We start from the raw sequence: 26,569 nt of genomic DNA on the forward strand, positions 1-26,569 counted from the left end.
GGGTACAGCGTGTTTATACGATAGAAACGGTCAATTGGACGGCTAACGCTGTCACTTGCGCGAAAACTCGACGAATGTCGCGATCACTTGCTCGATTTGCGAGCGATTGACGTCCATGTGCGTGACCATGCGCAGACGTGCGGCGGCGCTCAATTTGATCCCGCGTCCGGCGGCAAACGCCTTGATCGCTTCGGCTTTATCGCCCATCTGCACGTAGACCATGTTGGTCTGCACGGGCTCGACGCTAAACCCGGCGTCGCGCAGACCTTCGGCCAAAAATAGCGCGTTGGCGTGGTCGTCCGCCAGACGCTCGACGTTGTGATCCAGCGCATACAGCCCCGCTGCTGCGAGCAATCCGGCCTGGCGCATGCCGCCGCCGACCATTTTGCGCAGGCGGCGTGCTTTGCCGATCAATGCCTCGGCGCCGCACAGCACCGAGCCGACCGGCGCACCGAGGCCCTTGGACAGGCACACCGAGACCGAATCGAAGTATTGGGTAATCTCGTGGGCATCCACGCCTAGCTTGACCGCCGCGTTGTACAACCGCGCGCCATCCAGGTGCAGTTGCAGGCCATGATCCTGAGTAAATTGGCGTGCCCGGGCCAGATACTCCAGCGGCAGCACCTTGCCTTGCATGGTGTTTTCCAGCGCCAACAGACGGCTGCGGGCGAAATGAAAGTCATCCGGTTTGATCGCCGCCGCGACCTGATCCAGATCCAGCGAACCATCGGCCTGCACTTCCAGCGGCTGTGGCTGGATCGAGCCAAGCACTGCCGCGCCGCCGCCCTCGTACTTATAGGTGTGTGCCTGCTGGCCGACGATGTATTCGTCGCCACGTTCGCAGTGCGCCATCAACCCCAGCAGATTGCTCATGGTGCCGGTCGGCACGAACAGCGCCGCAGCAAAACCCAGGCGCCTGGCCAGTTCGGCTTCAAGATGATTGACCGTCGGATCTTCGCCATACACGTCGTCGCCGGTGTCCGCCGCCGTCATGGCGTCGAGCATGGCGGGAGTCGGTTGGGTGACGGTGTCGCTGCGAAGATCGATAACGCTCATGAACCTGGCCTCAAGTCAGCAGGGGAAATCCCTTTACGAAGGTGAATTACTGCGGTCATGGCGCGGATTAATCAACCCTTGCGCAAGGAAAAGTCGTTTCGGGCAGTCAAAAAATTCGATGGCAATCATCGGAAAGGCGCAATGCACAGACGCACAATCTGTGTTAAAAACGCTGCGCCGCCCGACAAAGGGCGGCAAAAACGTTCTCAGGGCGGGGTGCAATTCCCCACCGGCGGTAATTGCGCGCAATGCGCATAGCCCGCGAGCGCTTGGCGACGCACACCGTTTTTGCGGTGGGTGGCGGCAAGGTCAGCAGACCCGGTGTGATTCCGGGGCCGACGGTCATAGTCCGGATGAAGAGAGAACGGGATTGACGCCAAAGGGCCGTCCGCGAGCAGTCGTGCGAGCGTGCGCACCCTTGAATCCCTTTCGATTCATAACGCCCTGTTTTTCACACAAACAGGAGTCAGAACATGCAACCCACCGCTATCGACAGCAAAAGCAAACACCCACATGGCGAGCGCGTCGCGTTCATCCAGGCCTGCTGGCACAAGGAAATCGTCGACCAGAGCCGTAAAGGCTTCATCACCGAAATGCTGGCCCAGGGTTATCAGGAATCGGACATCGACTTCTTCGAAGTCGGCGGCGCCTTTGAAATGCCCCTGCACGCCAAGTTGCTGGCCAAGACCGGTCGTTATGCCGGCATCGTCGCTGCAGCCCTGGTGGTGGACGGCGGCATCTACCGTCACGAGTTCGTCGCCCAGTCGGTGGTCAGCGGCTTGATGCAGGTGCAGCTGGAGACCGAAGTGCCGGTGTTCTCGGTGTCCCTGACCCCGCACCACTTCCATGCCGGCGAAGAACATCAGAAGTTCTTCTTCGAGCATTTTGTGCACAAGGGTCAGGAAGCGGCGCGGACGTGCGCGGATACGCTGCGCAAGGTTCGCGCACTGCGCCGCAGTGAGCCGCATGCTGTAGCGGTCTAAACACGATGAGTGAGATCTCTGGTCTCACTCGCTCCCACAGGGTTATATGGCGAAACCGAAACTGGCGTCAGGCGAGGTTTTCGTCGCCGGTCGGCACGATCAGGATGCCCGCGCGCAGGCCGTTCTTGACCTTCGGATTAGGGAAGATGATCCGTGCGCCCTCTTCCTCGATGACCCAGCGGGTATTGGCCAGGTCTTCGGCCAGCAGATACCCCACATCCAGCTCGGAAAAGTTCTCGATGTCCGCCGGCAGATTCAGGCGGAAGGCATCGCTGTGCTTGATGATTTCCCGGGCCACGCTGAACAGCTGCAAACCGTCCAGGCCGTCTTCGACCAGACCCGGCTCATTGCCTTCGATGATCTGCTTCAGCCGGGTTTCCAGGCGCGAAACGTCGACCCCTTCGTTTTGCCCGAACGGCCGCGCCTTGCCCAGTTCCAGAGTAAAGGCCTCGGCACCGAGCTTGTCGTAGGTGTAGGAGCTGAACACGATCGACGGCTTGTTCTGCAGCAGCACCGCCTCCATACCGGCGGCACGCAGGCGCGCCAGTTCGCGGCGCGAATGCTGGCGACCGTCCTTCCACGGATACAGGGCGAACTGCTCGATCTTCGAGCCACGAATCGCCGTGTGCAGGTCGTAATGCAGGCGATCACGATCCGGCAGGCTGAAGAAACTTGCCGCCAGTCGCTCCAGCTCACAGGCGCGCAGCGCTTCGGAACCACTGGTTTGTTCATGACGGCCGTTGAACAGCCGATTGACGTCCTGCTCGACGAAGCGCTCGCCTTTACGAATCGCTTCCGGGTTGCCGAACAGAAACAGAATGCGTGCGCGCGGCTTCAGGTCGCCGCGAGCGATGTCATGCAGCAGCCGATCGAGTAACTCGATCGGCGCGGTTTCATTGCCGTGGATGCCTGCCGACAGCAGCAGGTCCAGGCCATTGTCACGCGCTTCGGGTGGCCGTACTTCCAGCGCACCCTCGCTCAACCAGCGCATGCGCACGCCTTCGACAGTCAGTTGAGTCTTCTCCGCCGGTTCGCGGCCGGCGAGGGTCAGTTCAAGCAGTTTGCCGAGGGCGAGCATAGAGCGGTTTCCTTAGTGATCGTGGTTGCAATCCGGGCCGTGCACGTGATCCTCGTCAGCGCCGAGGTCAGCCGGTTCCATTTCCAGTTGCAGACTTACCAGATTAGTCGCCAATGGGCGCAGCAGCAGGTTGGCGTACTCTTCGTCACCTTCCTCGACGTCCACGCCAATCAGCAGTTGGCCACGGCCATCCTGCTGGATCCACAGCTCTTTGCCTTGCCACATGACCGCGACGCGGGTGCACGAGGTTTGCCGTTGTGTGCCGTCGGTGTCTTCAAGGATCAGCTGCAGGGAATCGCTCATGTTTTTACTCTCTTGGGGAGACAAGCCGCGCGCCGCATTCAGGCGACGCGCCGGCCATCAATTGATCTGGAATGGATAAACCGCGCCCAGTTTAAGGATTTGCGTCAGTTCATCCAGTGCCGTCCGGCATTCAAGCAGCAATTGCGGGTCCGCCAGATCGCTCTCGCTCAGGCGGTCGCGATAGTGCTTTTCAACCCATGCGGTCAATGAACCGTACAACGGCGCGGTCATGATAACCCCTGGGTTGACCGCCGCCAGTTCGGTTTCGTTGAGCGCGACACGCAGACGCAGGCACGCCGGGCCACCACCGTTCTGCATGCTTTGTTTGAGGTCGAAGACTTTCACTTCGCGGATCAGGCCGCCGGAGCTGGTCAGACTTTGCAGGTAAGCCCACACGCGCTCGTTGGCCTGGCATTCCTGCGGCACGATCAACAACATCGAACCGTCAGGGCGCGACAACAACTGGCTGTTGAACAGGTACGAGCGCACGGCATCATCGACGCTGACCGCCGAACGCGGCACGCAGATGGACTGGAACTTGCCGCCGACGTTGGCGAGCTTGCCTTGCAGTTCGGCCAACATGTGCTCGGTCTCAAGGAACGCGTCCTCGTGATAGAACAGCACCTCGCCGTTGCCCACCGCGATCACGTCGTTGTGGAACACGCCCTGATCAATCACGTTCGGGTTCTGCTGAGCGTAAACCACACCCTCGTCCCGCAGACCGTGCAGACGCGCTACGGCTTGCGACGCTTCCAGAGTCTGGCGCGCCGGGTATTTCTGCGGCGCCGGGTAACGGGTGTCAAATGCACTGCGACCGAACACGAAGAACTCGACACCGGCCTCGCCGTATTCACGGCAGAAACGCGTGTGGTTGGCGGCGCCTTCGTCACCGAACTGCGCCACCGCCGGCAAGGCGGCGTGGTGGGCGAAGTGCTGCTGATCGGCGAACATCGCCCCCAACACGCGACTGGTGGTCGGGTGCTCGATGCTGCGGTGGTATTTGCAGTTGAGGTTGGCGGCGGTGAAATGCACGCGACCGTCAGCAGTGTCGGCGCTCGGGCTGACGGTGGCGGCGTTGGCCACCCACATGCTCGACGCCGAGCAACTGGCGACCAGCAGCGGCATGGCCTCTTTGGCCGCGCGCTCGATCACTTGCGCGTCGGTGCCACTGAAACCCAGACGGCGCAACGCAGCCACGTCCGGACGCTCCTGCGGCGCCAGCACGCCTTGCTGAAAGCCCATGTCCATCAGCGCTTTCATTTTCGCCAGACCTTGCAGCGCCGCTTCCTTCGGATTCGAGGATTGCTGGCTGTTGCTCTGGGACGCAACGTTGCCGTAGGACAGACCGCCGTAGTTATGGGTCGGCCCCACTAGACCGTCAAAATTGACTTCATAGGATTTCATCAGCGAGGCTCCACGAGAATCTGTTGTTATAGGCTTCAGTAACTAACTGTTCAGTGCGACCGCGTCGCGGCCATCGCTGGCAAGCCAGCTCCCACAGGATTAGCAGTGTTCACAGACTCTGTGTACGACTCAATCCCTGTGGGAGCTGGCTTGCCAGCGATAGGCATCAGACCATTTTCACGCCAGGCGTCAGGGCCGCCGGCAACACCAGGCTCGGGGTTTCCAGCGAGGCCACCGGGTACGCGCAGTAATCTGCCGCGTAGTAGGCGCTGGCGCGATGGTTGCCCGAAGCGCCGACACCGCCGAACGGCGCGCTGCTCGCGGCGCCGGTCAGCTGTTTGTTCCAGTTGACGATACCGGCGCGGCTTTCCAGCCAGAACTGCTGATAACGCGCTTCGGAATCGGACAACAAACCTGCCGCCAGGCCATACGCGGTGTCATTAGCTTCAGCGATCGCTGCAGCAAAATCGGTGTAGCGGATCACTTGCAGCAACGGGCCGAACAGTTCTTCGTCCGGACGCTCGGCGACTGCGGTCACATCAAGAATGCCCGGGGTCAGCAAGGCCGATTGCGCCTGTGGCTGAGTCATTGCCAGCAGCGACACGGCACCATTGGCCAGCAGATGTTGCTGGGCATCCATCAGCGCTTTGGCCGCGCCAAGGGAAATCACCGACCCCATGAACGGCGCCGGTTGCTGATCGAACGCACCCACCTCAATCGTCGAGCTGACTTCAACCAGACGCTTGAGCAGGCTGTCGCCCCACGCACCTTGCGGCACCAGCAGACGACGGGCGCAGGTGCAGCGCTGGCCTGCAGAAATGAACGCCGACTGAATGATCGTGTACACCGCGGCGTCCAGATCAGCCACCTGATCGACCACCAGCGGGTTATTGCCGCCCATTTCCAGCGCGAGGATCTTGTCCGGACGTCCGGCGAACTGCTGATGCAGGTGATTGCCGGTGCGGCTCGAACCGGTGAAGAACAGACCGTCGATGCCCGGGTTCGCCGCCAGCGCGATGCCGGTTTCACGAGCGCCTTGCAGCAGGTTCAACACGCCGGCCGGCAGACCGGCTTCGATCCAGCACTTGACCGTCAGCTCGGCGACTTTCGGCGTCAGTTCGCTGGGCTTGAACAGCACGCTGTTACCGGCCAGCAGCGCCGGTACGATGTGCCCGTTCGGCAAGTGGCCCGGGAAGTTGTAAGGGCCGAACACCGCGACCACTCCGTGTGGCTTGTGGCGCAGCACGGCGGTGGCGTCGCCCAACGGGCCGCTCTTCTCGCCGGTGCGTTCGCGGTAGCTTTGCACCGAAATCGCGATCTTGTTGACCATGCTGGTGACTTCGGTCGCGGCTTCCCACAGCGGCTTGCCGGTTTCCTCACCGATGGTGCGGGCCAGTTCGTCGCTGTGGTTTTTCAGGGCAGCGGCAAAGGCCTCGAGCACGCTGATGCGCTCGTCGAGCGAACGGCGCGCCCAGCCCGGGAATGCCTGACGCGCGGCCTGCACGGCGGACTCGACCTGAGCGGCGGTGGCGCCCTCCCCCGACCACAGCACTTGCTGGGTCACCGGGTTCAGCGACTGAAAGGCTTCGCCCTGACCGGCCAGCCATTCACCTGCGATGTATAGCGAATTCATTATTTCGACTCCCGGGCAGCAGACAACGCCACGGCGCGCACTTGATCGCCGGCGTTGAGTTGAAGACGTTTGGCGGTCAGCGGATCGACCACCAGCGTGCCGGCAGCCAGACGGGCCGGGGCAGCGGTGATGCGGCAATCTTCGCGTTTGCGGTTATGGATGATGAACGGCGTAGCATCATCGCCCGGCGTACCGATCGCCAGCACCAGCGCTTCGCTGTCACGCACGGCGCGGATCTTGCTGGTTTCGCACTCGATGGCAGGGCCGGCGTCGAAGATATCGACGTACCCCTGATAACTGAAGCCTTCGCCCTTGAGCATCGCCAGCGCGGGCTCGGTGTCCGGGTGCACCTGGCCGATGACGTTGCGCGCATCCGGCGAAAGGAAGCAGGTATACAGCGGGAATTTCGGCATCAGTTCGGCGATGAACGCCTTGTTGCCGACACCGGTCAGGTAATCGGCCTGACTGAATTCCATTTTGAAGAAGTGCCGACCCAGGCTTTCCCAGAACGGCGAACGCCCGGCTTCGTCGGAGACACCGCGCATCTCGGCGATGATCTTGTTGCCGAACAGCTCCGGGAACTCGGCAATGAACAGCATGCGTGCCTTGGACAACATGCGGCCATTGAGGCCGGTGCGGTAATCGGCGTGCAGGAACAGCGAGCACAGCTCGGAGTTGCCGGTCAGGTCGTTGGCGAGGAACAGCGTCGGGATCTCGCGATAGATGTTCAGCTCCTGCGAGGCGCTTACGGTCAGGCCGACACGGAAGTTGTACCACGGCTCACGCATCCCGACCGCGCCGGCAATGGCGGAAATCCCCACCACGCGACCGTTGTCGTCTTCGAGCACGAACAGGTAGTCCGCATCACCACGGCCGGCTTCGCCGCGAAAAGTCTTCTCGGCCCAGCCGACCCGGTGGGTCAGGCGTTCTTCGTTGGCTGGCAAAGTAGTCAGGCCGGTGCCGGTGCTGCGGGCCAGGTCGATCAGCGCGGATAAATCGCTGCTGCGTACGGGACGAACAATCATGCTATCTCCTCAAACGGGCCGCCTTCGCCACCCGTGAAACTCGCTAAGGCGTTAAACCGCCACCAGGCGCACGCTGGCACCTTCACCGACGCCCAGGGCTTCGGCCGCTTCCAGATCCAGGGTCACCGGTTTGCCCGGCGCGTAGTCCAGCTCCAGCAACACCGCGCGGTAATCCTGCAACTGCGCGTTGGCCACCAGATACTGGCGCCCGGCACCTTTGACCGGCTCACCGATCTTCACCGGCACCACGCGGCTCTGGGCGATCGAACGGATCCCCGAAACCCGCGCATGCAGGGTCGGGCCACCGTCGAAGATGTCGATGTAGTGATCGGTCTCGAAGCCTTCGCGCATCAGGATGTCGAAGGTGATCTGCGCACGCGGGTGCACCTGGCCCATCGCTTCTTGAGCAGAATCCGGCAGCAGCGGCACGTAGATCGGGTAATGCGGCATCAGCTCGGCGAGGAACGTGCGGCTCTTCAGGCCACACAGGCGCTCGGCCTCGGCGTAGTTGAGGTCGAAGAAGTTGCGACCGATCGCGTCCCAGAACGGCGAGTCGCCGTTCTCGTCGCTGTAGCCGACGATCTCGGTCACCACCGAATCAGCGAAACGCTCCGGGTGGCTGGCGACGAACAGCAGACGGCCACGGGAGTTGAGCTCGGACCACGGCGACCCCACCAGCTCGCGCTGCACGTAGAAACTGGTCAGCAGGCTGTTGCCGGTCAGGTCGTGGCATTGCGAGAGCACGTGGATCTTGTTGTGGATCTTCAGCTCGCGCGAGGCGTGGACGAAGGTCTCGTTGCGGAAGCTGTAGAACGGCTCCGAATAACCGGCCGAAGCAACGATGGCCGAACAGCCGACCAGTTTGCCGGTGGCGGTGTCTTCGAGGACGAAGAAGTAACTCTCTTCACCGTTGAAGCTGACTTCGGCGGCAAACGAGGCTTCGCTTGCGGCGATCTTGTCGCTCAGACGTTCCACGTCATCCGGCAAGGAAGTGACACCAATCGGACTGTCCGCAGCCAGACGCTGTACCTCGCCCAGATCAGCCATTTGCGCAGGGCGCATCACCAGCATGGTGTCACTCCTTTTCTCTTATCAATTCACAGAAAAAACACCGGACACTGTGGGAGCGAGCTTGCTCGCGAAAGCGGTATATCAGTCAGCTTAGATGGCGACTGACACTCCTTCTTCGCGAGCAAGCTCGCTCCCACATTGATAGTGCTCGGTATTAGAAAATTTGATCGACGCCTGAAAAAACTCCAGGCGTCGAAGGGTCTATCAGGCTTGCGTCAGTTTTGCTGCGGCGCGTTCGAAGCGGTCCAGACCAGCGTCGATATCGGCATCTTCGACCACCAGGCTCGGAGCGAAACGAATCACGTCCGGGCCGGCCTGCAGAATCATCAGGCCTTCTTTTTCAGCGGCGTTGAAGATGTCCTTGGCCTTGCCTTTCCAGGCATCGCTCAGTACGCAACCGATCAACAGACCGAGGCCACGCACCTGAGTGAACAGGCCGTACTTCTCGCCGATCTGCTGCAGACGGGTCTTGAATTTGTCGTGCTTGGCGTTGACGCCGTTCAGCACCTCAGGGGTGTTGATCACGTCAATCACCGCTTCGGCTACCGCGCACGCCAGCGGGTTGCCGCCGTAAGTGGTGCCGTGGGTGCCGACGACCAGATGTTTGGCCAGTGCTTCGGTGGTCAGCATCGCCGCGATCGGGAAACCACCGCCCAGGCTCTTGGCGCTGGTCAGGATGTCCGGGGTCACGCCGTAATGCTGGTAGGCGAACAGGTGGCCGGTACGGCCCATGCCGGTTTGCACTTCGTCGAACACCAGCAGCGCGTTGTGTGCGTCGCACAGTTCACGGGCACCTTGCAGGTAAGCCAGTTCGGCCGGCAGTACGCCGCCCTCGCCCTGGATCGGTTCCAGCACGACCGCGCAGGTCTTGTCGGACACCGCCGCTTTCAGCGCGGCCAGGTCGTTGTAAGGGACGTGGGTGATGCCGGTGATTTTCGGACCGAAACCGTCGGAGTACTTCGACTGGCCACCGACGTTGACGGTGAACAGAGTACGGCCGTGGAAGCTGTTGAGCGCGGCGATGATTTCGTACTTCTCGCTGCCGAAACGGTCGAACGCCACACGACGGGCCAGCTTGAACGCGGCCTCGTTGGCTTCAGCGCCGGAGTTGCAGAAGAACACGCGCTCGGCGAACGTGGCGTCGATCAGCTTGTGCGCCAGGCGCAGGGCAGGCTCGTTGGTGAACACGTTGGACACGTGCCACAGCTTGTTCGCTTGCTCGGTCAGCGCACCGACCAGCGCCGGGTGCGCGTGGCCCAATACGTTTACGGCAATCCCGCCGGCGAAGTCGATCAGCTCGCGGCCGCTCTGGTCCCAGACGCGGGAACCGGCGCCACGCACCGGAATGAAAGCGGCAGGCGCGTAGTTGGGAACCATTACCTGGTCGAAATCGGCGCGTTCTACCGCAGCGTGATCAACGGACATCGGAGTCTCCTGAAGAGGAACACCCGCCTGAAACTGGCGAGCTTGGTGAGGATTGTAAGGACAGTTTTCAGCCCGGCCTTGTCGCCAAGCGACAACTTCTTATAGCGCAAACCCTGAATTTTCCCGGGTTTACGGCAATGCGACATATAGCGTCGCAAAGGCGCAGTTTAAACTGTCGCTGCCGATTTGCGGCAGGCCCGGGAGGATATCAACTGAACGGCGCGGCACAGCTATAAATATGTACCGCACCCCCCATGCATCGTTCTGATTTGCTTGGTGCTTTCCAGATGCCAAGGATTGGCCCGATGCAAACGACTGAACACCCCAACGACACCCCTTTCGGGGCACAACCCGACACTCACTATCTGCACCTGCAAGCCAGCCTGCCCACATGGCTCGGCAATGCTTCAGCGTCCAGACGCGAGGCATTGAAAAACACCCTGCCAGCGATGCCCCTTCAACTTCTAGCGCGTTCGGCGACCGAGCATCAGGCGCTCAAGGCGCTCAATTCCGCCCACTGGTCCGCCCAAAACGATGTCGACCGCCAACTGGAGCAATTCAGGGACATCAATGCCTTTGCCGAACCGCTGCTCAAGGCCGCGATCAAGGCCCACTTCGACCTGGAACTGGATGTCAGCAACATCCAGCTGCGTCTGTATATCCCTGCCACCACGCCGCTGTTCGGCATCAAGACCGGCGCACGCACGTGGACGGTGTCGCTGCTGGCGGCGGCGCTGCATAACTTCGAAGAAAAGGAGACGCAGGACGATGCCTATGACGCCGCGTCGACGTACATCATGCAGTCCTTGCCTTCCGCGCAGTCCGACACGCCGCTCTCGGCCACCGCACAGTTCGACACCCTGCCCTGGCTCAAGGAAAAAATGAGCATCCCGGCGTTCACCAAAATGTGCCGGGAGCTGGACATTGGTGCGCAGTACAAGACGTACCTCGAAGACCACCTCGGCATGACCGACGCGAAAAAAGGCGCAACGTTACGCAAACATGTCGACAAGAGCGAAAAAGCCGCGCTCAAGGCCGCCCTGCAATTCGCCCGTCTGACGGGCGATATCAGCGACCGTTACTGTCGCACGATCGTTGCACTGATCGACGGCGTGCGGCACCTGCGCATCGACGGGCAGCACCTGCAAACTCAGGCGCTGACCATGATGGGCGCGCCGCTCACCGGTATCCTGGTGTTCGCCCCCCAGGCCGATGAAGTCCACACAATAGCGCGGGTGGTCGCCTACGTCCCGGATGACCCGGAGCATCCAATCAAGGAGTACGCCTCTTCGGCGGAGCTGGAAAAGGAACTGACCCGTCAGCTGCGCGCGCAGGACTATCAGAAATTCTTCAGCCGCTTCGTCAACCACGAACAGCGCGGCGTTTTCTTCTCCAGCCTGAACACTCGCCTGAGCCAGGTGAAGTGGCATGAAGCGGTGCACGGCAGTCAGGACCCGATCTGGCGCAGCGAGCCGCTCGAGAAGCCTGATCTGCAACTGGCCGCTACAGTGATCCTCGGTGATCTGTGGCAGCACCAGTACCAGAAAAAACTCAACAAGATTCTCAATGACGGCCAGGTCATCGCGGTCGCCACCGCCACGGTCGACTCGAATGCCCGCTGGGCGCTGTGGGATTCCTTCGTCGGTATCGCCTCGGCCATTTTGCAGACCGCCGTGTTCATCATCGCGCCATTCGTGCCGGGGCTGGGCGAACTGATGATGGCCTACATGGCCTATCAGTTTCTCGACGAAGTGTTCGAGGGCATCGTCGAATGGGCGCAAGGCCAGATCACCGAAGCGCTCACGCATCTGGTGGGGATGGTGGACGCGGCGATTCAACTGGGCCTGTTTGCCGTCGGCGGTTCGATTGCAGTGGGTGAGTTTCGTAAAGTCCTGCCCAAGGAAGTCATCGCGTTCATCGAGCGTTTCAAACCGGTGAAGCTGGCGAACGGCAATACCCGCTACTGGGATCAGGACCTGACCCGCTATCAGCAGAAATCCCTGCCGGCAGCCGATTCCAAACCCTCCCCACTGGGTCTGCACGAGCATCAGGGCAAACAGATTCTGCCGCTGGAAGACGCGCACTTTGCCGTCAGCGAATCCGCGATCCCCGGCCAGTACCGTATCGAACACCCAACCCGCCCCGACGCCTACCAACCCGTCGTGCGCCACAACGGCGATGGCGCCTGGCACACCGAGCTCGAGCAACCGCTGGAATGGGACAATGCGACCGCGTTGCGCCGCATCGGTCATGAGATGCAAGGGTTCACACCGGAACGGCGTGAACGCATTCTGCAAGTCAGCGGCTACGACGAAGACGCGTTGCGCAATATGCACGCCGAGCAGGCGTCAGTGCCGCCACTGCTGGCCGACAGCATCAGCCGCTTCCGGATCGACCAGGACCTGCAAGTGTTCATCGACCAACTGGCCAGCGACCTGCCCGAACAATACCGCCGCGCCGATCCGCAGACGCAACTGCAATTGCTCACCGAACACGGACGCTGGCCTGCGGGTAAACGCCTGCGCTTGCTGAACGGACAAGGAGAGGTCAGCTGGCAGTCGTCGAGCGACGAAACCTTGCCACTGACCGATCTGCGCCAGACCAGTCTGATCGACAATGATGTGCTCACATCACTGCTGCAGGACCTCAGCGAACAAGAGGCCAAGGCCTTGCTCGACGAGCCGTTTGGTGGCCCGGACCTGCCGCTGGACATCCGCGCCCGCGAGTTGCGCAAACAACTGCTGCAATTGGCCAAGGCGCAACGCAGCAGCCTGTTCGAGTCGCGTTACCGAGCCCTCGAGAGCGTCGACGACCCGCTGCACACCACCCTTGCGCAATTCGAACCGCCCCTGCCACCGCGTGTCACCCAGGAACTGCTCAACACCACCCGCAGTGATGAGCTGCTGCAAATCAGCGAAGGCCAACTGCCCCAGCGACAGCAGGAGCTCATGCAGGTGGCCAGCGAAGAAGTCCGCGTCACCCGCGCATTCGAAGGGCTGGAACTGGACTCGGTGACCAATCCGGACACCGACACCCTGGTTCTGCACAGCCTGCGGTACGTGCCCGGCTGGAGCGGCGAGGTACGCCTGGAAATCCGCGACGGCACCTATGCCGGTCCGATGCTCGACAGCACCGGCCGCGCTGATGCGCCGGAACAAAAGGTTCTGGTGCGCAAACCCGATGGCACTTATCAGCCCTTCGATGACCGCGGGCATGAGTTGCACGGGGCCACCGACGTGTACTCAAGCATCCTCTATGCGTTGCCGGACGCCGAGCGTCAGGCCATGGATATCCATATCGGTCAGGCAGAAAAACTCAAGACCGCCATCCGTGCACGGCCCCTCGATCGCAGCGATTTTCGTGTAGCCGTTTCGCTGGCGCCGGTCCGTCACCCGGAAGTCGACCCCCTGCGCCTGGTCGGCTTCCGGAGCCGTGAAAGACTGTCTCCCGTGTCAGAACTCCTTGCAACACGGCGCCAGGAGGTAAATCAGCCGCCTCTGGACAGGATTCGCGTGATCTATCGCGGTTACAACGCCAGAGACGCACGCGCCTTTGCCGCGAGGTTTGCGAACAACCCAAGACGCATCGCCAATGAGCTCGCCCGCCTGAGTGACGAGCTCACCCTGTTGCGCGACAACCTGCGTGTGTGGGAAACCCGGGTTCCGACGAGAGACCCGCGTAGCGCAATCGCGCTGACTGACACTCAACGTCGCGCGGCACAACAAAGCCGCCGGGAGTTCAGCAATGCTATCGAACGCTGCTGGCGCCGGGAAACACAGGAATCGGCCGGGTACCTGTTGCAGATCACGGATCCGATAATGGGCGATCTACCGACCTTGAGCGGCGACTTCAATCATGTCAGATTGCTGATCCTGAACGGCAATGCCAGTACCCGTGGCCTGGAACCGTTTTTGCGACAATTCCCGGGACTGCATTCCCTGGACGTGCAGAACCTCGACCTGCCGACCCTGCCCCAGGCCCTGACCTCAATGCCGGGCCTGCAGCGACTGACCATGCGCAACTGCGGCATCACCATGACCCAGGCGAACCGGGCGACACTGACGTCCCTGCCGCAGGTCTCAGTCCTGGATCTTTCAAACAATCCGCTGGGTGAACCGGTTGACGTGCGCACGATGCCCGCATTGAGTTATCTCAACCTCGATAACACCGGCATTTCGACGGTGCCGGCGGGCATGCTTGTTCATCCAAACCTGGTCTCCGGACGGTTCGCCGGTAATCCGATCGCTGAAATTCCCGATGAGTTCTTCAATCTCGCCAGCGCACTCAGTGACAGATTCCTCTTCGGCGCCAACCCGCGGCTGTCCGCAGCCAGCCGGGAAAGAGTGAAGCTTTACTACCAAAAGACACGCAAGCACTTCGGCGTAGTGCCTGACCTCGCCGATATCGAACTGGCCACCCGGCTCTTTCCCGCCGTCACCGCTGATCGAGCCGTGGATCTGATTTATCAATTACCCGGAACGCTGGTGGACGGCCACGCCAGACTCACAGCCTGGGAGGCAGAGTTTGGACGGCTGCAAGTCGAGCTCGCGAGATGGAGCAACGATACCCCCCGACGCTCTCCCGCTACCCAAGAGCCGTTGACGCTCAGCGAACGAACCCGCGATCGTCTCGCCAGGCTGGACTTCAGCCAGAGGCTGGAGAATTTCTGGCGTAACCAATCACCCTTCGTTCCCGAGCACCACGGCAGTCAGTTGGAGCTGACCCTCGGATTCCTGGGCGATATGCCGGTGATCGATAGCGATTTCAACCATGTTGCCCACCTGACGCTCAATGGCAACAAAGGGGTGACCGGCGTAGAACCGTTCTTGCGACGCTTCCAGAAGCTGACGTCACTGGAGCTGAGTGTTTTCGACTTCGACCCGAACTCGCTGGCAGCTGTTGACCTGCCCGACCTGCAGACACTGCAACTCCAGGATTGCGGTGTAGTGATGACCCCGGAAAACCAGGCAAAGCTTGTCTCGATGCCGCAGTTGCAAATGCTGGACTTGAGCGACAACCCGCTGGGCACGTTTCCCGACCTGACTTTTCTGCCAGAACTGAACCGTCTCGATCTGGCCAACACCCACCTGTCGCAGGTGCCTCCCGGACTGGCCGATCACGCCAACCTCGTCATCGCTGTTTTCAGCGGCAACAGGATCAGAGAACTCCCCGTCGAGTTGCTTGACCTGCCCGCCATTCGCACCGACGGTATGATCTTTGCCGACAACCCATTGTCGTCGGTGACTCGCGAGCGGATAAAAACCTATTACCGCAAAACCGGGCAAGACTTCAATGTTCTGGCTGCTCCCGAGGACATCGAACTGATGCAATCACTGTTCCCGTCCCTTGACCAGGAAGACGCCAGCGGGATCATCTATGACCTGCCCGGAACACTGGCCGACAGCCGGACCCGGCTCAACATCTGGCAGGCCGAACTGACTACCCTGCTGGCCGATCTCACGGCCTGGGCAACCCAGGTACCGAAGCAGGATCCCGTGACTGGCGAAGCGATCAGCGCCGCCGAACGATTCATCAACACCACCTCCCGAAGGGAATTCGCCGACCAATTCGAGCAACTCTGGCGAACACGCTCAGAGACCTCCGGCATACGCATGGACGCTTTCACGGCTAACCCGACCTTCCAGGGCGACATGCCGGTTCTGACCGCCGATTTCAGCCACGTCTTGAAACTTAATCTTCGGGGCAACCCTGCGATCAGTGGCACAGGCCCGTTCATTGAGCAGTTCGGCAACCTGCAGATTCTTGAACTCCACGATTTCTCCCTGGGCGAAATACCCGCGTCCCTGACTCGCACGACGGAACTCATAGACGTCACGCTGGCCAACTGCAACCTGACCCTCACCGACAACGGCCAGACAGTACTGGAGTCACTGCCCGATCTTGAGAGCCTGGATCTGCGCCACAATCCGCTGACGCGGGCGCCGGACATCACGAACATGCCGGCACTCAGTGACCTTCGCCTGTCCAGCACCGAAATTACCGCAGTCCCGGACGGTATTGGCACACACCCGAACCTGCGTGAAGCGCACCTCGACAACAACGCGATTACCGACCTGCCCGAAGCCTTTTTTGAGCTCGACATCAAACTGGCCCGTGCGACAAAACTGTCCGCCAACCCTCTGTCCCGGGCAGCCCGCGAGCGCATCAAGGTTTATTACACGCAACACGAGGCCAACTTTGGCGTGCTGCCGGACCAGGCCGACATCAGCCGTACACGGAACCTGTTTCCAACCCTGAATATTAAAGAGGCCGCAGACGTGTTTTATCGTTTGCCCGGGACATTGGCCGATGGCACTGCGCAATTGGCGAACTGGGAAACGGAAATCGGCAAAATGCTCAGCGATCTCGAGGCATGGTCGAATCGCGTCCCCGCCCAGGTCATGGGCGCTGCGGACAGGGCAACGCAGCGCCTGAACAGGCGTGCGTTCGGCAAGAAAGTCGAGCAGTTCTGGCGTAACCGGCACGTCTCCCGGTCAAAGCCCGGATCCAATGGTTTTATCGCCGATCTGACTTTTTTCGGTGACTTGCCAGCGCTGACGGCTGACTTCAGCCACATCGTTCAGCTCTCCCTGTTGGGCAACAAGGATTTGACCTCCGCTGAAGGTTTCCTGCGGTGCTTTACCGGATTGAAAACCCTGGCAATGCGCGACTTCACACTGGGCAAATTCCCTGAAGCTGTCGCCACCATGTCCGATCTCGAAACGCTGGTACTGAGTCGCTGTGACATCGTTTTCGACGAACCCGCGCAGACGCTCCTGTCGTCCCTGAGCAAACTGCAATCGCTGGACCTGTACGACAATCCTCTGGGCCGCACCCCGGTTCTTTCTGCTCTGCCGGAACTCAATGTCATCGACCTGGCCAGCACCGGAATCGACCAGATCCCCATCGGGCTGCTGGAACGCTCCAGACTCACATACGCAATACTCAGCGAAAATCGTATCAGCGAACTTCCGGAGGCCCTTTTCCGGGTCCCGGCCAACGTCAGCGACGGATTTGACCTGAGCAACAATCCGTTGTCATTGACGACACGGGAACGGATAAAGATCTACCACCAACGCACGGGAAGCGACTTCAATGTGTGGGTCGAACCCGAGGATATCGAACTGGGACGTACGCTCTACCCTGACGTCACCGGAGAGCGCCTGAGCAAGATCGTCTACAGCCTGCCGGGGACACTCGCCGAAGGGCGCCTGGAACTTGTGCGGCGCCAGACTGAAATCGCCACCCTGTCCAGCGATCTGCAATCATGGGCCAATACCGTTCCGCTCGACCCTGTCACTCGGGTCCCCCTGACAGACGACGCCCTGCTGCAGGAACGCACCAACCGGATGAAATTCAAGGAACAGCTCGAACATTGCTGGCGCCGAATCACCCCGGACGATACCTCGGAGTTTGAATTCTCATCCAGCGTTCCGCTCACTGGCGAACTGCCGACCCTGTCGGCGGACTTCGGACATATCCGCACCCTGAAACTGACTCGAACAGGCGGCGCGGCCCCTCAACTCGGCCAGTTCCTGAATGGTTTTCCCAAGGTGCGCAGTCTGACGATCCAGGGATATCAACTGGGGAACATTCCCGACGCGGTGCTGACCATGGAGGATTTGGCTGAACTCAACCTGCCCGAATGCAACGTTACCCTGACGCCCGCCAACGTCGATGCATTGAGCGTCATGAATAACCTGAGTCGCCTTGAATTGCGCAACAACTCCCTGGGCCTGACGCCCGACCTCAGTCAGATGACCGCACTGGTCTGGCTGGATCTGGGCAACACAGGGCTCAGCCGAATCCCGTCAGGGTTGTTCAACCGTCCGCACCTGGTGTACGCCGACCTGTCCGGCAATGCCTTCACCGATTTGCCTGCCGAGTTGGCGAGCATCAATAGCGCCGACTTTATTTTCAGCGACAACCCGCTCTCGGGGGAAAGCCTGCACCACGTCGAAATCCAGCGTCTGGCAAGGGCAAATGCACTGGCCGAACAAAAACGACAGCAGCAGCAACTCCAAAACGTTACAAACCCGAACTTACCCTATGGCAGCGGTCAGTCCTCCACCTCAAGCGGACTCTCGGGATCGTCACTCTGACAGGTCGCGTTCAGCTACGCTCGGACGGCACTGACGACAATTCGAACGGGCTGCTGCTGCGCCGCTGGTTGCGATCTTCCCGCGGCGTGGCACCGAAGAAGTTGCGGTAGGCGCTGGAGAAGTGCGGCCCCGAGGAGAAGCCACACGACAGGCCGATCTGGATGATCGACTTGCTGGTTTGCATCAACATCTGCCGGGCCTTGTTCAGGCGCAATTCCAGGTAGTACTGGCTCGGCACGCGGTTGAGGTACTGCTTGAAGATCCGCTCCAGCTGCCGACGGGACACGCACACGTGCTGGGCGATTTCGTCGGTGGTCAGCGGCTCTTCGATGTTGGCTTCCATCAGCAGCACCGCCTGGGTGAGTTTCGGATGGCTGGAACCGAGGCGGTTCTGCAACGGAATGCGCTGACGCTCGCCGCCCTCACGGATGCGCTCGACCACCAGTTCTTCAGAGACGGCACCGGCCAGTTCCGCACCGTGATCGCGGGCCAGCACCGCCAGCAGCAAGTCGAGCACCGACATGCCGCCACACGCGGTCAGGCGATCGCGATCCCAGTCGAACAGATGACTGGTGGCGATGACTTTCGGGAAGCGCTCGGCGAAATCGTCCTGCCAGCGCCAGTGCACGGCAGCGCGGTAACCGTCGAGCAGACCGAGTTGCGCCAACGGATAGACACCGGCCGACAACCCCCCGATCACACAACCGGCGCGCACCAGTTGCTTGAGCGCGCTGCTGAGCGCCGGGGCCAGAGTGGTCGGCGGCTCGTCAGCGAGCAGGAACAGTTTCTGGAAGTTTTCCAGCTTGCCGGTCCAGGCCTCCCCCGGCAATTGCCAGGCGCCTTCGGCCGGTGGCTCGGCGTGCAGGAAGGACAACTCGTAAACCACGTCCGGGTGAACCCGCTGAGCGACACGCAAGGCCTCCTCCGCCAGCGCCAGCGTCAGAGCTTTAGTGCTGGGCCAAATCAGGAAACCAATTCGATGGGCAGTCATGGGCGGGCAATCCGGAACGAACAACGGTGATGAAGGCATGGGCCAATGCTAGCCCGTAAATGAACGCAAATCTCGAAACCAACCGAGATTCATTGTGGGAGCGAGCTTGCTCGCGAAGGCGGTGTATCAGTCAACATCGTTGCTATCTGAACTACCGCTTTCGCGAGCAAGCTCGCTCCCACAGGGATCCGCGCCAATCTCTAGGTCGCGAAGCATGACCTAATTTGGTGCATAACGGCAGCGATTACTTGAGACTACCCGACAGGAACTGCTGCAGACGCTCCGATTGCGGATTGACCAGCACTTCGCGCGGGTTGCCGCTCTCTTCAACAACGCCTTTGTGCAGGAACACCAACTGGTTCGACACTTCACGGGCAAAGCCCATTTCGTGGGTCACCACGACCATGGTGCGGCCTTCCTGAGCAAGGGCCTGCATGACTTTCAGCACGTCGCCAACCAGTTCCGGGTCGAGGGCCGAGGTCGGTTCGTCGAACAGCATCACTTCCGGCTCCATGGCCAGCGCACGGGCGATCGCCACACGCTGCTGCTCGCCACCGGACATGTGCCCCGGGAACGCGTCTTTACGATGGGCCACGCCAACCTTGTTCAGGTAGTGCTCGGCTTTCTCGCGGGCTTCGGCCTTGGACACGCCCAGCACGTGCACCGGCGCTTCCATGATGTTTTCCAGCGCGGTCATGTGCGACCACAGGTTGAAATGCTGGAACACCATCGACAGGCGCGAACGCATGCGTTGCAGCTGTTTCGGATCAGCGGCTTTCAGCGCGCCGTCCTTGTTCGCCACCAGTTTCAGCTCTTCGTTGTTGAGCAGAATCTTGCCCGCGTGCGGCTGCTCGAGCAGGTTGATGCAGCGCAGGAAAGTACTTTTGCCGGAGCCACTGGAGCCGATGATGCTGATCACATCGCCGGCTGCCGCTTTCAGGGACACGCCCTTGAGCACTTCGTGACTGCCATAGCGTTTATGCAGGTCTTGGACTTCAAGTTTGTACATGCGGTCGGTTCTCACAAAAACAGTCAGTCAGTCGTTGAGCAAGCGCCCGTGACGCAGCGCTTCGCGCCCCGCCACCTTGGCCAGCCAGAAACCGGGTTGGGCATAGCGCAGCCGTTCAATGGCAAACAGCACCCCGGAGGTACCAGCACACACCGTGCTGACCCGATCGGACACAGGATCGATCACTTCGAAAATCTCATCCCCGGCTTCGACCCACTCGCCGGGTTTACGCAAAAAGCTCACCACACCGGGGTGCGGTGCCAACAGCAATTCAGTGCCTTCGAACGGCATGCCTTCGCAGGCTTCGTGCGCCGGTTTCGGCCACTCGCCAGTGATCAGGCCCTGCTCGGCGAGGAACGCCAGAATGCCTTCGGCCCACGCCAGCGCATCCGCGCGGTCAGTATTGGCCTGACCGCCCAGCTCAACGGTGGTCGCCAGGCACGCCAGCGGAATCTGCGCGTCCGGGAACTGCCGCGACAGGCGCAGCCACGGCAACGAGCACGCTTCATCAAAGGAGCTGCCACCAGAATCTTCCGCCAGCAACCCGACCTTCACATCCAGGTGCGCGGCCAGCGAACGCCACTGCGGCCAGTGCTGCGGCAGCGCATACATGTGCAGCGCGGCTTCAGCGTCGCAGTGCAAATCCAGCACCACGTCGGCGGTGCAGGCATGGCTGAGCAAAACGCGCTGCATGCCTTGCAACTGGCTGCTCGCCTCCGGCAATGCCGCCAGATGATCAGCCATCGCCTGACGGATCAGGCGAATGTTGGCGTGCGGATCGTCACCGAGACGGTCGGCCAGCGCCGCCGCAACCGGCGCGCTCAGCTCGACGAAATCGCGGTTGAAGTTCTTGCCGCTGCCGGCTTCGAAACGCCCCTGATGATTGCCTTGCAGCAACTGGCCGAGGCCCAGCGGGTTGGCGACCGGCACCAGCTCGATCACGCCGTTGAGCAGACCTTGGGCTTCGAGTTCGCCAAGGCGCTTTTTCAGCTCCCAGGCGGTGCGCATGCCCGGCAGTTCGTCAGCGTGCAGGCTGGCCTGGATGTAGGCCTTGCGCTCGCCGCTCCCAAACCGGAACACCGAGATCTTGCGCTCGCTGCCCAGATGGCTCCACGGCAATACGTGGTCGATACGTTCCATATCAGTGCTTCCGCGGGGCCAGGTAGCTCAACCAGCGACGCTCGGCCAGCTTGAACAGCTTCACCAGAATGAAGGTCAGGCACAGGTAGAACACGCCGGCGGTGATGTACGCCTCGAACGGCAGGTAGAACTGCGCGTTGACGGTACGGGCCGCGCCAGTGATGTCGATCAGGGTCACGATGGACGCCAGACTGGTGGTCTGCAGCATCATGATCACTTCGTTGCTGTACTGCGGCAGCGCCCGGCGCAGGGCCGATGGCAACAGGATGCGCTTGTACATCTTGAAGCGCGACATGCCCATCGCCTTGGCCGCCTCGATCTCACCGTTCGGCGTGGCCTTGAGGCTGCCGGCGATGATTTCTGCAGTGTAAGCGCTGGTGTTGATCGCGAACGCCAGGCACGCACAGAACGTTGCGCTAGACAGCCACGGCCACATGAAGCTTTCACGCACCGCTTCGAACTGGGCCAGACCGTAGTAGATCAAAAACAGCTGCACCAGCATCGGCGTGCCGCGAATCACGTAGGTATACAGCCACGCAATGCCGTTGACCGCGGCATTCTTGGACACGCGCATCAAGCCCAGCGGCAGGGCTGCCAACAGACCGAAAAACAGCGACAGCGCGAGCAGTTTGAGGGTGGTCAGCAGGCCGCCGAGGTACAGCGGCATGGACTCCCAAATGACGTTGTAGTCGAAGATCATAGATCAGCCGCCCTTACGCCTACCGAGTAGCGCTTCTCAAGTTGACGCAACGCCAGCAACGAAACACTGGTGATCACCAGGTACATCGCCGCCACTGCGAGGAAGAAGGTAAAAGGCTCGCGAGTGGCATCCGCCGCCTGCTTGGCCTTGAACATCATGTCTTGCAGACCGACCACAGAAATCAATGCGGTGGCCTTGGTCAGAACCAGCCAGTTGTTGGTGAAGCCGGGAATCGCCAGGCGAATCATCTGCGGCACCATCACCCGGAAGAACACCTGAAAACTGCTCATGCCATACGCCAGACCGGCCTCGGCCTGCCCTTTGGGAATCGCCATGAACGCGCCACGGAAGGTTTCCGACAGGTAGGCACCGAAGATGAAACCAAGGGTGCCGATACCGGCGGCCAGCGGGTTCAGGTCGATGTAATCGTTATAGCCAAGCATCGGCGCAACGCGGTTGAGCAGATCCTGACCGCCGTAGAAGATCAGCAGGATCAGCACCAGATCGGGAATCCCGCGGATCACCGTGGAATACAGATCGCCCAGCCAGGCCAGCCAGCGCACCGGCGACAGGCGCAACGCGACACCGATCAGCCCGAGAACGATGGCCAGGGCCATGGACGACAAGGCGAGCTGAAGCGTCAGCCATGCGCCATCGAGGATGACAGCCCCGTAGCCTTTCAACATGATTCAGGTCCTCGAAAGTTGGGATGAAAAAATGGCGCAAACCGCAGAGATCCTGTTGCTTGCGCCATTTCGGACTTGTCGCAGAAACGTGTTACTTGCCGTAGATATCGAAGGCGAAGTACTTGTCCTGGATTGCCTTGTATTTGCCGTTTTCGCGGATGGCCGCGATGGCAGCGTTGATCTTGTCTTTCAGCGCGTCGCCCTTGCGCACAGCGATACCTACGCCGTCACCAAAGTATTTGACGTCGGTGAACGCCGGACCTGCAAACGCAAAGCCTTTGCCGGCGTCGGTGTTGAGGAAGCCGTCTTGCAGCAGAGTAGCGTCAGCCACGGTACCGTCGAGGCGACCGGCGGCCACGTCGAGGTAGATTTCGTTCTGCGAGCCGTACGGCTTGATCTCGGCACCCAGCGGGGCCAGGACTTCGCGGGCGAAACGCTCGTGGATCGAACCACGTTGTACGCCGATGTTCTTGCCCTTCAGTTCAGCCAGACCTTCGCTGACCTGAGTACCGGCCTTCATGACCAGACGTGCCGGGGTGTTGTAGTACTTGTTGGTGAAGTCGACCGACTTCTTGCGATCTTCAGTGATCGACATGGACGACAGGATCGCGTCGATCTTGCGCACTTTCAGTGCCGGGATCAGACCGTCGAACTCTTGCTCGACCCACACGCACTTGACCTGCATCTGCTCGCACAGAGCGTTGCCGATGTCGTAGTCGAAACCGACGATGCTGCCGTCCGGGGCTTTGGAAGCGAACGGAGGGTAAGCCGCTTCGATACCGATCTTCAGAGGTTTTTCATCAGCGAAGGAATTCAGCGACAGCACGGACAGTGCCAGGGCGCCAAGCAGCACAAGTTTCTTCATCTTGGGACTCCATCGGTAAAGGGCAAAAACGGCAGAGTGAGCGACAGCCCAATATGCGAATGGGTGAATCGGGAAATCGGTGCAGCATCTGTGGGAAATTTCCCATTGAAACCGTCGAAGGTTTCAACGTCAGCCACGATGAGCGAGTGATCGGCATTCTAACGACAGGCCCGAAGCCGATATTTCTTCAATGCGACAACTAATTACAGATGCACAGAGAAACCCGCTTGAGCACATTGACAGCCTTGCAAAATCATGCAAGAGCGAAAGACAGTGAACCGATCTATGCTGCAAATTGCGGGCCTATTATTCGCAAACCCTTCTAATCCGGCAAGCGCAGCGTTGTGTCTTATTTTTCACCGGGGGTTTTGAGGCTCTAAAACGGAGCGTTGCGTTTCCCTTTGCCCCGCTACGGGGCGGACGGTTACACATATGGTTACGCCGAGGGTGGCGGGTAACAACGGGAAATGTCTTGCTGGGGAGATCGATAATTATTGGTTGGGTGAGTCCGCGTTCCGACGAGGGACTACACGGGCGTCTGACAAATTGCCTTCGCGAGCAAGCTCGCTCCCACAGGGATCTGCATTTTGTCTGAAGGTACTCGGTCAAACTGTGGGAGCGAGCTTGCTCGCGAAGAGGCCAGCCTGTCACCACAAAACCTCCAGACACAAAAAAGCCCCGCCCGGCAAAACCGGACAGGGCTTCCATGAAGCTAACGCTTAAGCCACATTCATCGTTTTGTGCGTATCAATCAAATGCTGCACCACACCCGGATCGGCCAAGGTCGAGATATCACCCAACCCGTCATATTCAGCGGTCGCAATCTTGCGCAGTATCCGGCGCATGATCTTGCCCGAACGGGTCTTCGGCAGCCCCGGCGCCCACTGAATCACGTCCGGTGAAGCAATCGGGCCGATCTCCTTGCGTACCCAGTTCTTCAGTTCCAGGCGCAGTTGCTCGCTCGGCTCCTCGCCATTCTTCAAGGTGACGTAGACATAAATGCCCTGCCCCTTGATGTCGTGCGGCACGCCAACCACCGCCGCTTCGGCGACTTTCGGGTGGGCGACCATCGCGCTCTCGATCTCGGCCGTGCCCATGCGGTGGCCGGACACGTTGAGCACGTCGTCGACACGCCCGGTGATCCAGTAGTAACCGTCGGCGTCACGACGCGCACCGTCACCGGTGAAGTACATGCCACGGAAGGTCTTGAAGTAGGTATCGACGAAGCGGTCGTGGTCGCCATACAGCGTGCGCGCCTGACCTGGCCACGAATCGAGAATCACCAGATTGCCCTCGGCCTCGCCCTCGATGATGTTACCGAGGTTGTCGACCAGCGCCGGCACCACACCGAAGAACGGACGCGCCGCCGAACCCGGCTTCAGCGCGTGCGCACCCGGCAGCGGGCTCATCATGTTGCCGCCGGTTTCGGTCTGCCACCAGGTATCAACGATCGGGCAACGCGACTTGCCGACATTCTTGTAGTACCAGTCCCAGGCTTCCGGGTTGATCGGCTCGCCCACCGAACCGAGCAGACGCAGGCTGCTGCCGTCAGCGCCTTCAACAGCGGCGGTGCCCGACGCCATCATTGCGCGGATCGCGGTCGGTGCGGTGTAGAGGATGTTGACCTTGTGCTTGTCGACGATCTTCGCCACCCGAGTGATGTCCGGGTAGTTCGGCACGCCTTCGAACAGCAGCGTGGTCGCGCCATTGGCCAGCGGGCCGTAGACGATGTAACTGTGGCCGGTGACCCAGCCGACGTCGGCGGTGCACCAGTAGATTTCGCCCGGACGGTAGTCGAACACACGCTCGTGAGTCATCGCCGCATACAGCAGATAACCGCCGGTGGTGTGCTGCACACCCTTCGGCTTGCCGGTCGAGCCGGAGGTATAAAGGATGAACAACGCTTCTTCAGCGCCCATCTCTTTCGGCGCACACACGGTGCCCGCCACTTTCATCAGGTCTTCGTACCAGATGTCGCGATGCTGGTTCCACTTGATGTCGCCACCGGTACGCTTGCACACGATGACTTTCTGGATGCTGCTGGTTTCCGGGTTGGTCAGCGCGTCGTCGACGTTGGCCTTCAGCGGAATCTTCTTGCCGGCACGAATGCCTTCGTCAGCGGTGATCACTACTTTGGATTTGCAGTCGATGATCCGACCGGCCAGGGCCTCCGGCGAGAAACCGCCGAACACCACCGAGTGAATCGCGCCGATCCGGGTGCAGGCCAGCATGGCGACCACGGCTTCGGGGATCATCGGCATATAAATGGTCACCACGTCACCACGGTGCACGTCCTGACCACGCAGGGCGTTGGCCAGTTTGCACACTTGTTCGTGCAGTTCGCGGTAAGTGATGTTGCGGCTTTCGGAAGGATCGTCGCCTTCCCAGATGATGGCGACTTGATCGCCGCGCTCGGCCAGATGGCGGTCGAGGCAGTTATAGGAAACGTTCAGGGTGCCGTCGGCGAACCACTTGATGTCGACATGGTGATCGTCGAACGACGTCTGCTTCACCGTGGTGAAAGGCTTGATCCAGTCGAGACGCTTGGCTTGCTCGCGCCAGAAGCCGTCAGGGTTGACGACCGACTGCTGGTACATGGCTTTGTAGGTCGCCTCGTCAGTCAGCGTATTAGCCAGAACCTCGGGACGAACGGGATACAGAGAAGCCGCACTCATCTTTCCTACCTCGGTGTAATAGTTGTTTTTGTATGACCCCGTTGTAGCCGGGCCGGCCCCATAGAACCATTCGACGATGGTAGTAACAAGCCCCTACAAAACATCCAGTTACCCCTGACGCAAGCCCTGCGCTGCTTGCTCCAACACCCCACAACCCCTGTGGGAGCTGGCTTGCCAGCGATTCCGACGACTCGGTTATTCAGGCAAACCCCATCACCAGCAAACCCGGTTGCAGACGATTTCGACCGATTGTTACCAAATCTGCCAAAAGTGTTTATCAAAACCCCACCTGTTTACCCCCACTCCACCTCCCTAAAATCCACCTCGCCGACAAGGCAAACGCGATTAACAACGTTACAGCCCCCACGAAGGCCGTTAATCCAGCTCTCAAGTAATAACTGCAAACGATGAAGTTCCACACGC

17 protein-coding genes and 1 riboswitch are annotated in these 26,569 nt (G+C 60.5%); of the genes, 2 read left to right on the plus strand and 15 right to left on the minus strand.

What is annotated here, in order from left to right:
- Nucleotides 1-51: 51 nt before the first annotated feature.
- Nucleotides 52-1,056, minus strand: coding sequence for a low-specificity L-threonine aldolase (gene ltaE / locus HV782_RS21865; protein ID WP_186746596.1), 1,005 nt, complete (start codon nt 1,054-1,056; stop codon nt 52-54).
- Between the two features lie 198 nt (nt 1,057-1,254).
- Nucleotides 1,255-1,426, plus strand: a riboswitch (FMN riboswitch).
- A 103-nt stretch (nt 1,427-1,529) separates the two neighbouring features.
- Here ltaE and HV782_RS21870 point away from each other — a divergent pair.
- Nucleotides 1,530-2,039, plus strand: a complete 510-nt coding sequence (locus tag HV782_RS21870; RefSeq protein ID WP_123467000.1) for a 6,7-dimethyl-8-ribityllumazine synthase — start codon at nt 1,530-1,532, stop codon at nt 2,037-2,039.
- 67 nt (nt 2,040-2,106) lie between these two features.
- Here the strand turns inward: HV782_RS21870 and astE are convergent, their stop codons facing one another.
- The 7 genes from astE to HV782_RS21905 all read right to left on the minus strand — a co-directional run bounded on the left by astE (nt 2,107) and on the right by HV782_RS21905 (nt 9,978).
- Nucleotides 2,107-3,117, minus strand: a complete 1,011-nt coding sequence (astE, locus tag HV782_RS21875; protein WP_186746597.1) for a succinylglutamate desuccinylase — start codon at nt 3,115-3,117, stop codon at nt 2,107-2,109.
- A gap of 12 nt (nt 3,118-3,129) precedes the next feature.
- Nucleotides 3,130-3,420 (minus strand): topoisomerase II, encoded by a 291-nt coding sequence (locus HV782_RS21880; protein WP_123467004.1) that lies wholly within the window; start codon nt 3,418-3,420, stop codon nt 3,130-3,132.
- A gap of 57 nt (nt 3,421-3,477) precedes the next feature.
- Entirely contained in the window at nt 3,478-4,824 is a 1,347-nt protein-coding gene (gene astB, locus HV782_RS21885; RefSeq protein ID WP_123467006.1) for an N-succinylarginine dihydrolase, read from the minus strand.
- Nucleotides 4,825-4,990: 166 nt separating this feature from the next.
- Nucleotides 4,991-6,460: a succinylglutamate-semialdehyde dehydrogenase gene (gene astD, locus HV782_RS21890; RefSeq protein ID WP_185015815.1), complete on the minus strand. Its 1,470-nt coding sequence runs from the start codon at nt 6,458-6,460 to the stop codon at nt 4,991-4,993.
- Nucleotides 6,457-7,482: an arginine N-succinyltransferase gene (astA, locus tag HV782_RS21895; RefSeq protein WP_123467011.1), complete on the minus strand. Its 1,026-nt coding sequence runs from the start codon at nt 7,480-7,482 to the stop codon at nt 6,457-6,459. The genes astD and astA overlap by 4 nt, the downstream gene beginning before the upstream one ends.
- A gap of 51 nt (nt 7,483-7,533) precedes the next feature.
- On the minus strand, nt 7,534-8,553 hold the full coding sequence (aruF, locus tag HV782_RS21900) for an arginine/ornithine succinyltransferase subunit alpha (RefSeq protein WP_007951057.1): 1,020 nt from the start codon (nt 8,551-8,553) through the stop codon (nt 7,534-7,536).
- Between the two features lie 204 nt (nt 8,554-8,757).
- Entirely contained in the window at nt 8,758-9,978 is a 1,221-nt protein-coding gene (locus tag HV782_RS21905) for an aspartate aminotransferase family protein (RefSeq protein WP_123467013.1), read from the minus strand.
- 305 nt (nt 9,979-10,283) lie between these two features.
- On the opposite strand from HV782_RS21905, the gene HV782_RS21910 reads away from it, so the two are divergent.
- Nucleotides 10,284-18,080 carry a dermonecrotic toxin domain-containing protein gene (locus HV782_RS21910; protein WP_186746598.1) on the plus strand — a complete coding sequence of 2,599 codons (7,797 nt, stop codon included), beginning with the start codon at nt 10,284-10,286 and terminating at the stop codon, nt 18,078-18,080.
- Between the two features lie 10 nt (nt 18,081-18,090).
- On the opposite strand, the gene argR is transcribed toward HV782_RS21910, so the two are convergent.
- The 7 genes from argR to acs form a co-directional block, all read right to left on the minus strand.
- Nucleotides 18,091-19,071 carry a transcriptional regulator ArgR gene (gene argR / locus HV782_RS21915; protein WP_123467017.1) on the minus strand — a complete coding sequence of 327 codons (981 nt, stop codon included), beginning with the start codon at nt 19,069-19,071 and terminating at the stop codon, nt 18,091-18,093.
- Between the two features lie 244 nt (nt 19,072-19,315).
- Nucleotides 19,316-20,080, minus strand: coding sequence for an ABC transporter ATP-binding protein (locus tag HV782_RS21920; RefSeq protein ID WP_003227281.1), 765 nt, complete (start codon nt 20,078-20,080; stop codon nt 19,316-19,318).
- Between the two features lie 27 nt (nt 20,081-20,107).
- Entirely contained in the window at nt 20,108-21,220 is a 1,113-nt protein-coding gene (locus HV782_RS21925) for a M14 family metallopeptidase (RefSeq protein ID WP_123467018.1), read from the minus strand.
- Between the two features lies 1 nt (nt 21,221).
- Nucleotides 21,222-21,920, minus strand: coding sequence for an ABC transporter permease (locus HV782_RS21930; protein ID WP_123467020.1), 699 nt, complete (start codon nt 21,918-21,920; stop codon nt 21,222-21,224).
- Nucleotides 21,917-22,606, minus strand: coding sequence for an ABC transporter permease (locus HV782_RS21935; RefSeq protein ID WP_128614309.1), 690 nt, complete (start codon nt 22,604-22,606; stop codon nt 21,917-21,919). Before HV782_RS21935 ends, HV782_RS21930 begins: the two co-directional genes overlap by 4 nt.
- A gap of 91 nt (nt 22,607-22,697) precedes the next feature.
- Nucleotides 22,698-23,471, minus strand: coding sequence for an ABC transporter substrate-binding protein (locus tag HV782_RS21940; RefSeq protein WP_123467024.1), 774 nt, complete (start codon nt 23,469-23,471; stop codon nt 22,698-22,700).
- 719 nt (nt 23,472-24,190) lie between these two features.
- Nucleotides 24,191-26,146: an acetate--CoA ligase gene (gene acs, locus HV782_RS21945; protein ID WP_123467028.1), complete on the minus strand. Its 1,956-nt coding sequence runs from the start codon at nt 26,144-26,146 to the stop codon at nt 24,191-24,193.
- Nucleotides 26,147-26,569: the final 423 nt, after the last annotated feature.

The organism is Pseudomonas monsensis (assembly GCF_014268495.2).
In the GTDB taxonomy this organism is placed as follows: Bacteria; Pseudomonadota; Gammaproteobacteria; order Pseudomonadales; family Pseudomonadaceae; genus Aquipseudomonas; species Aquipseudomonas monsensis.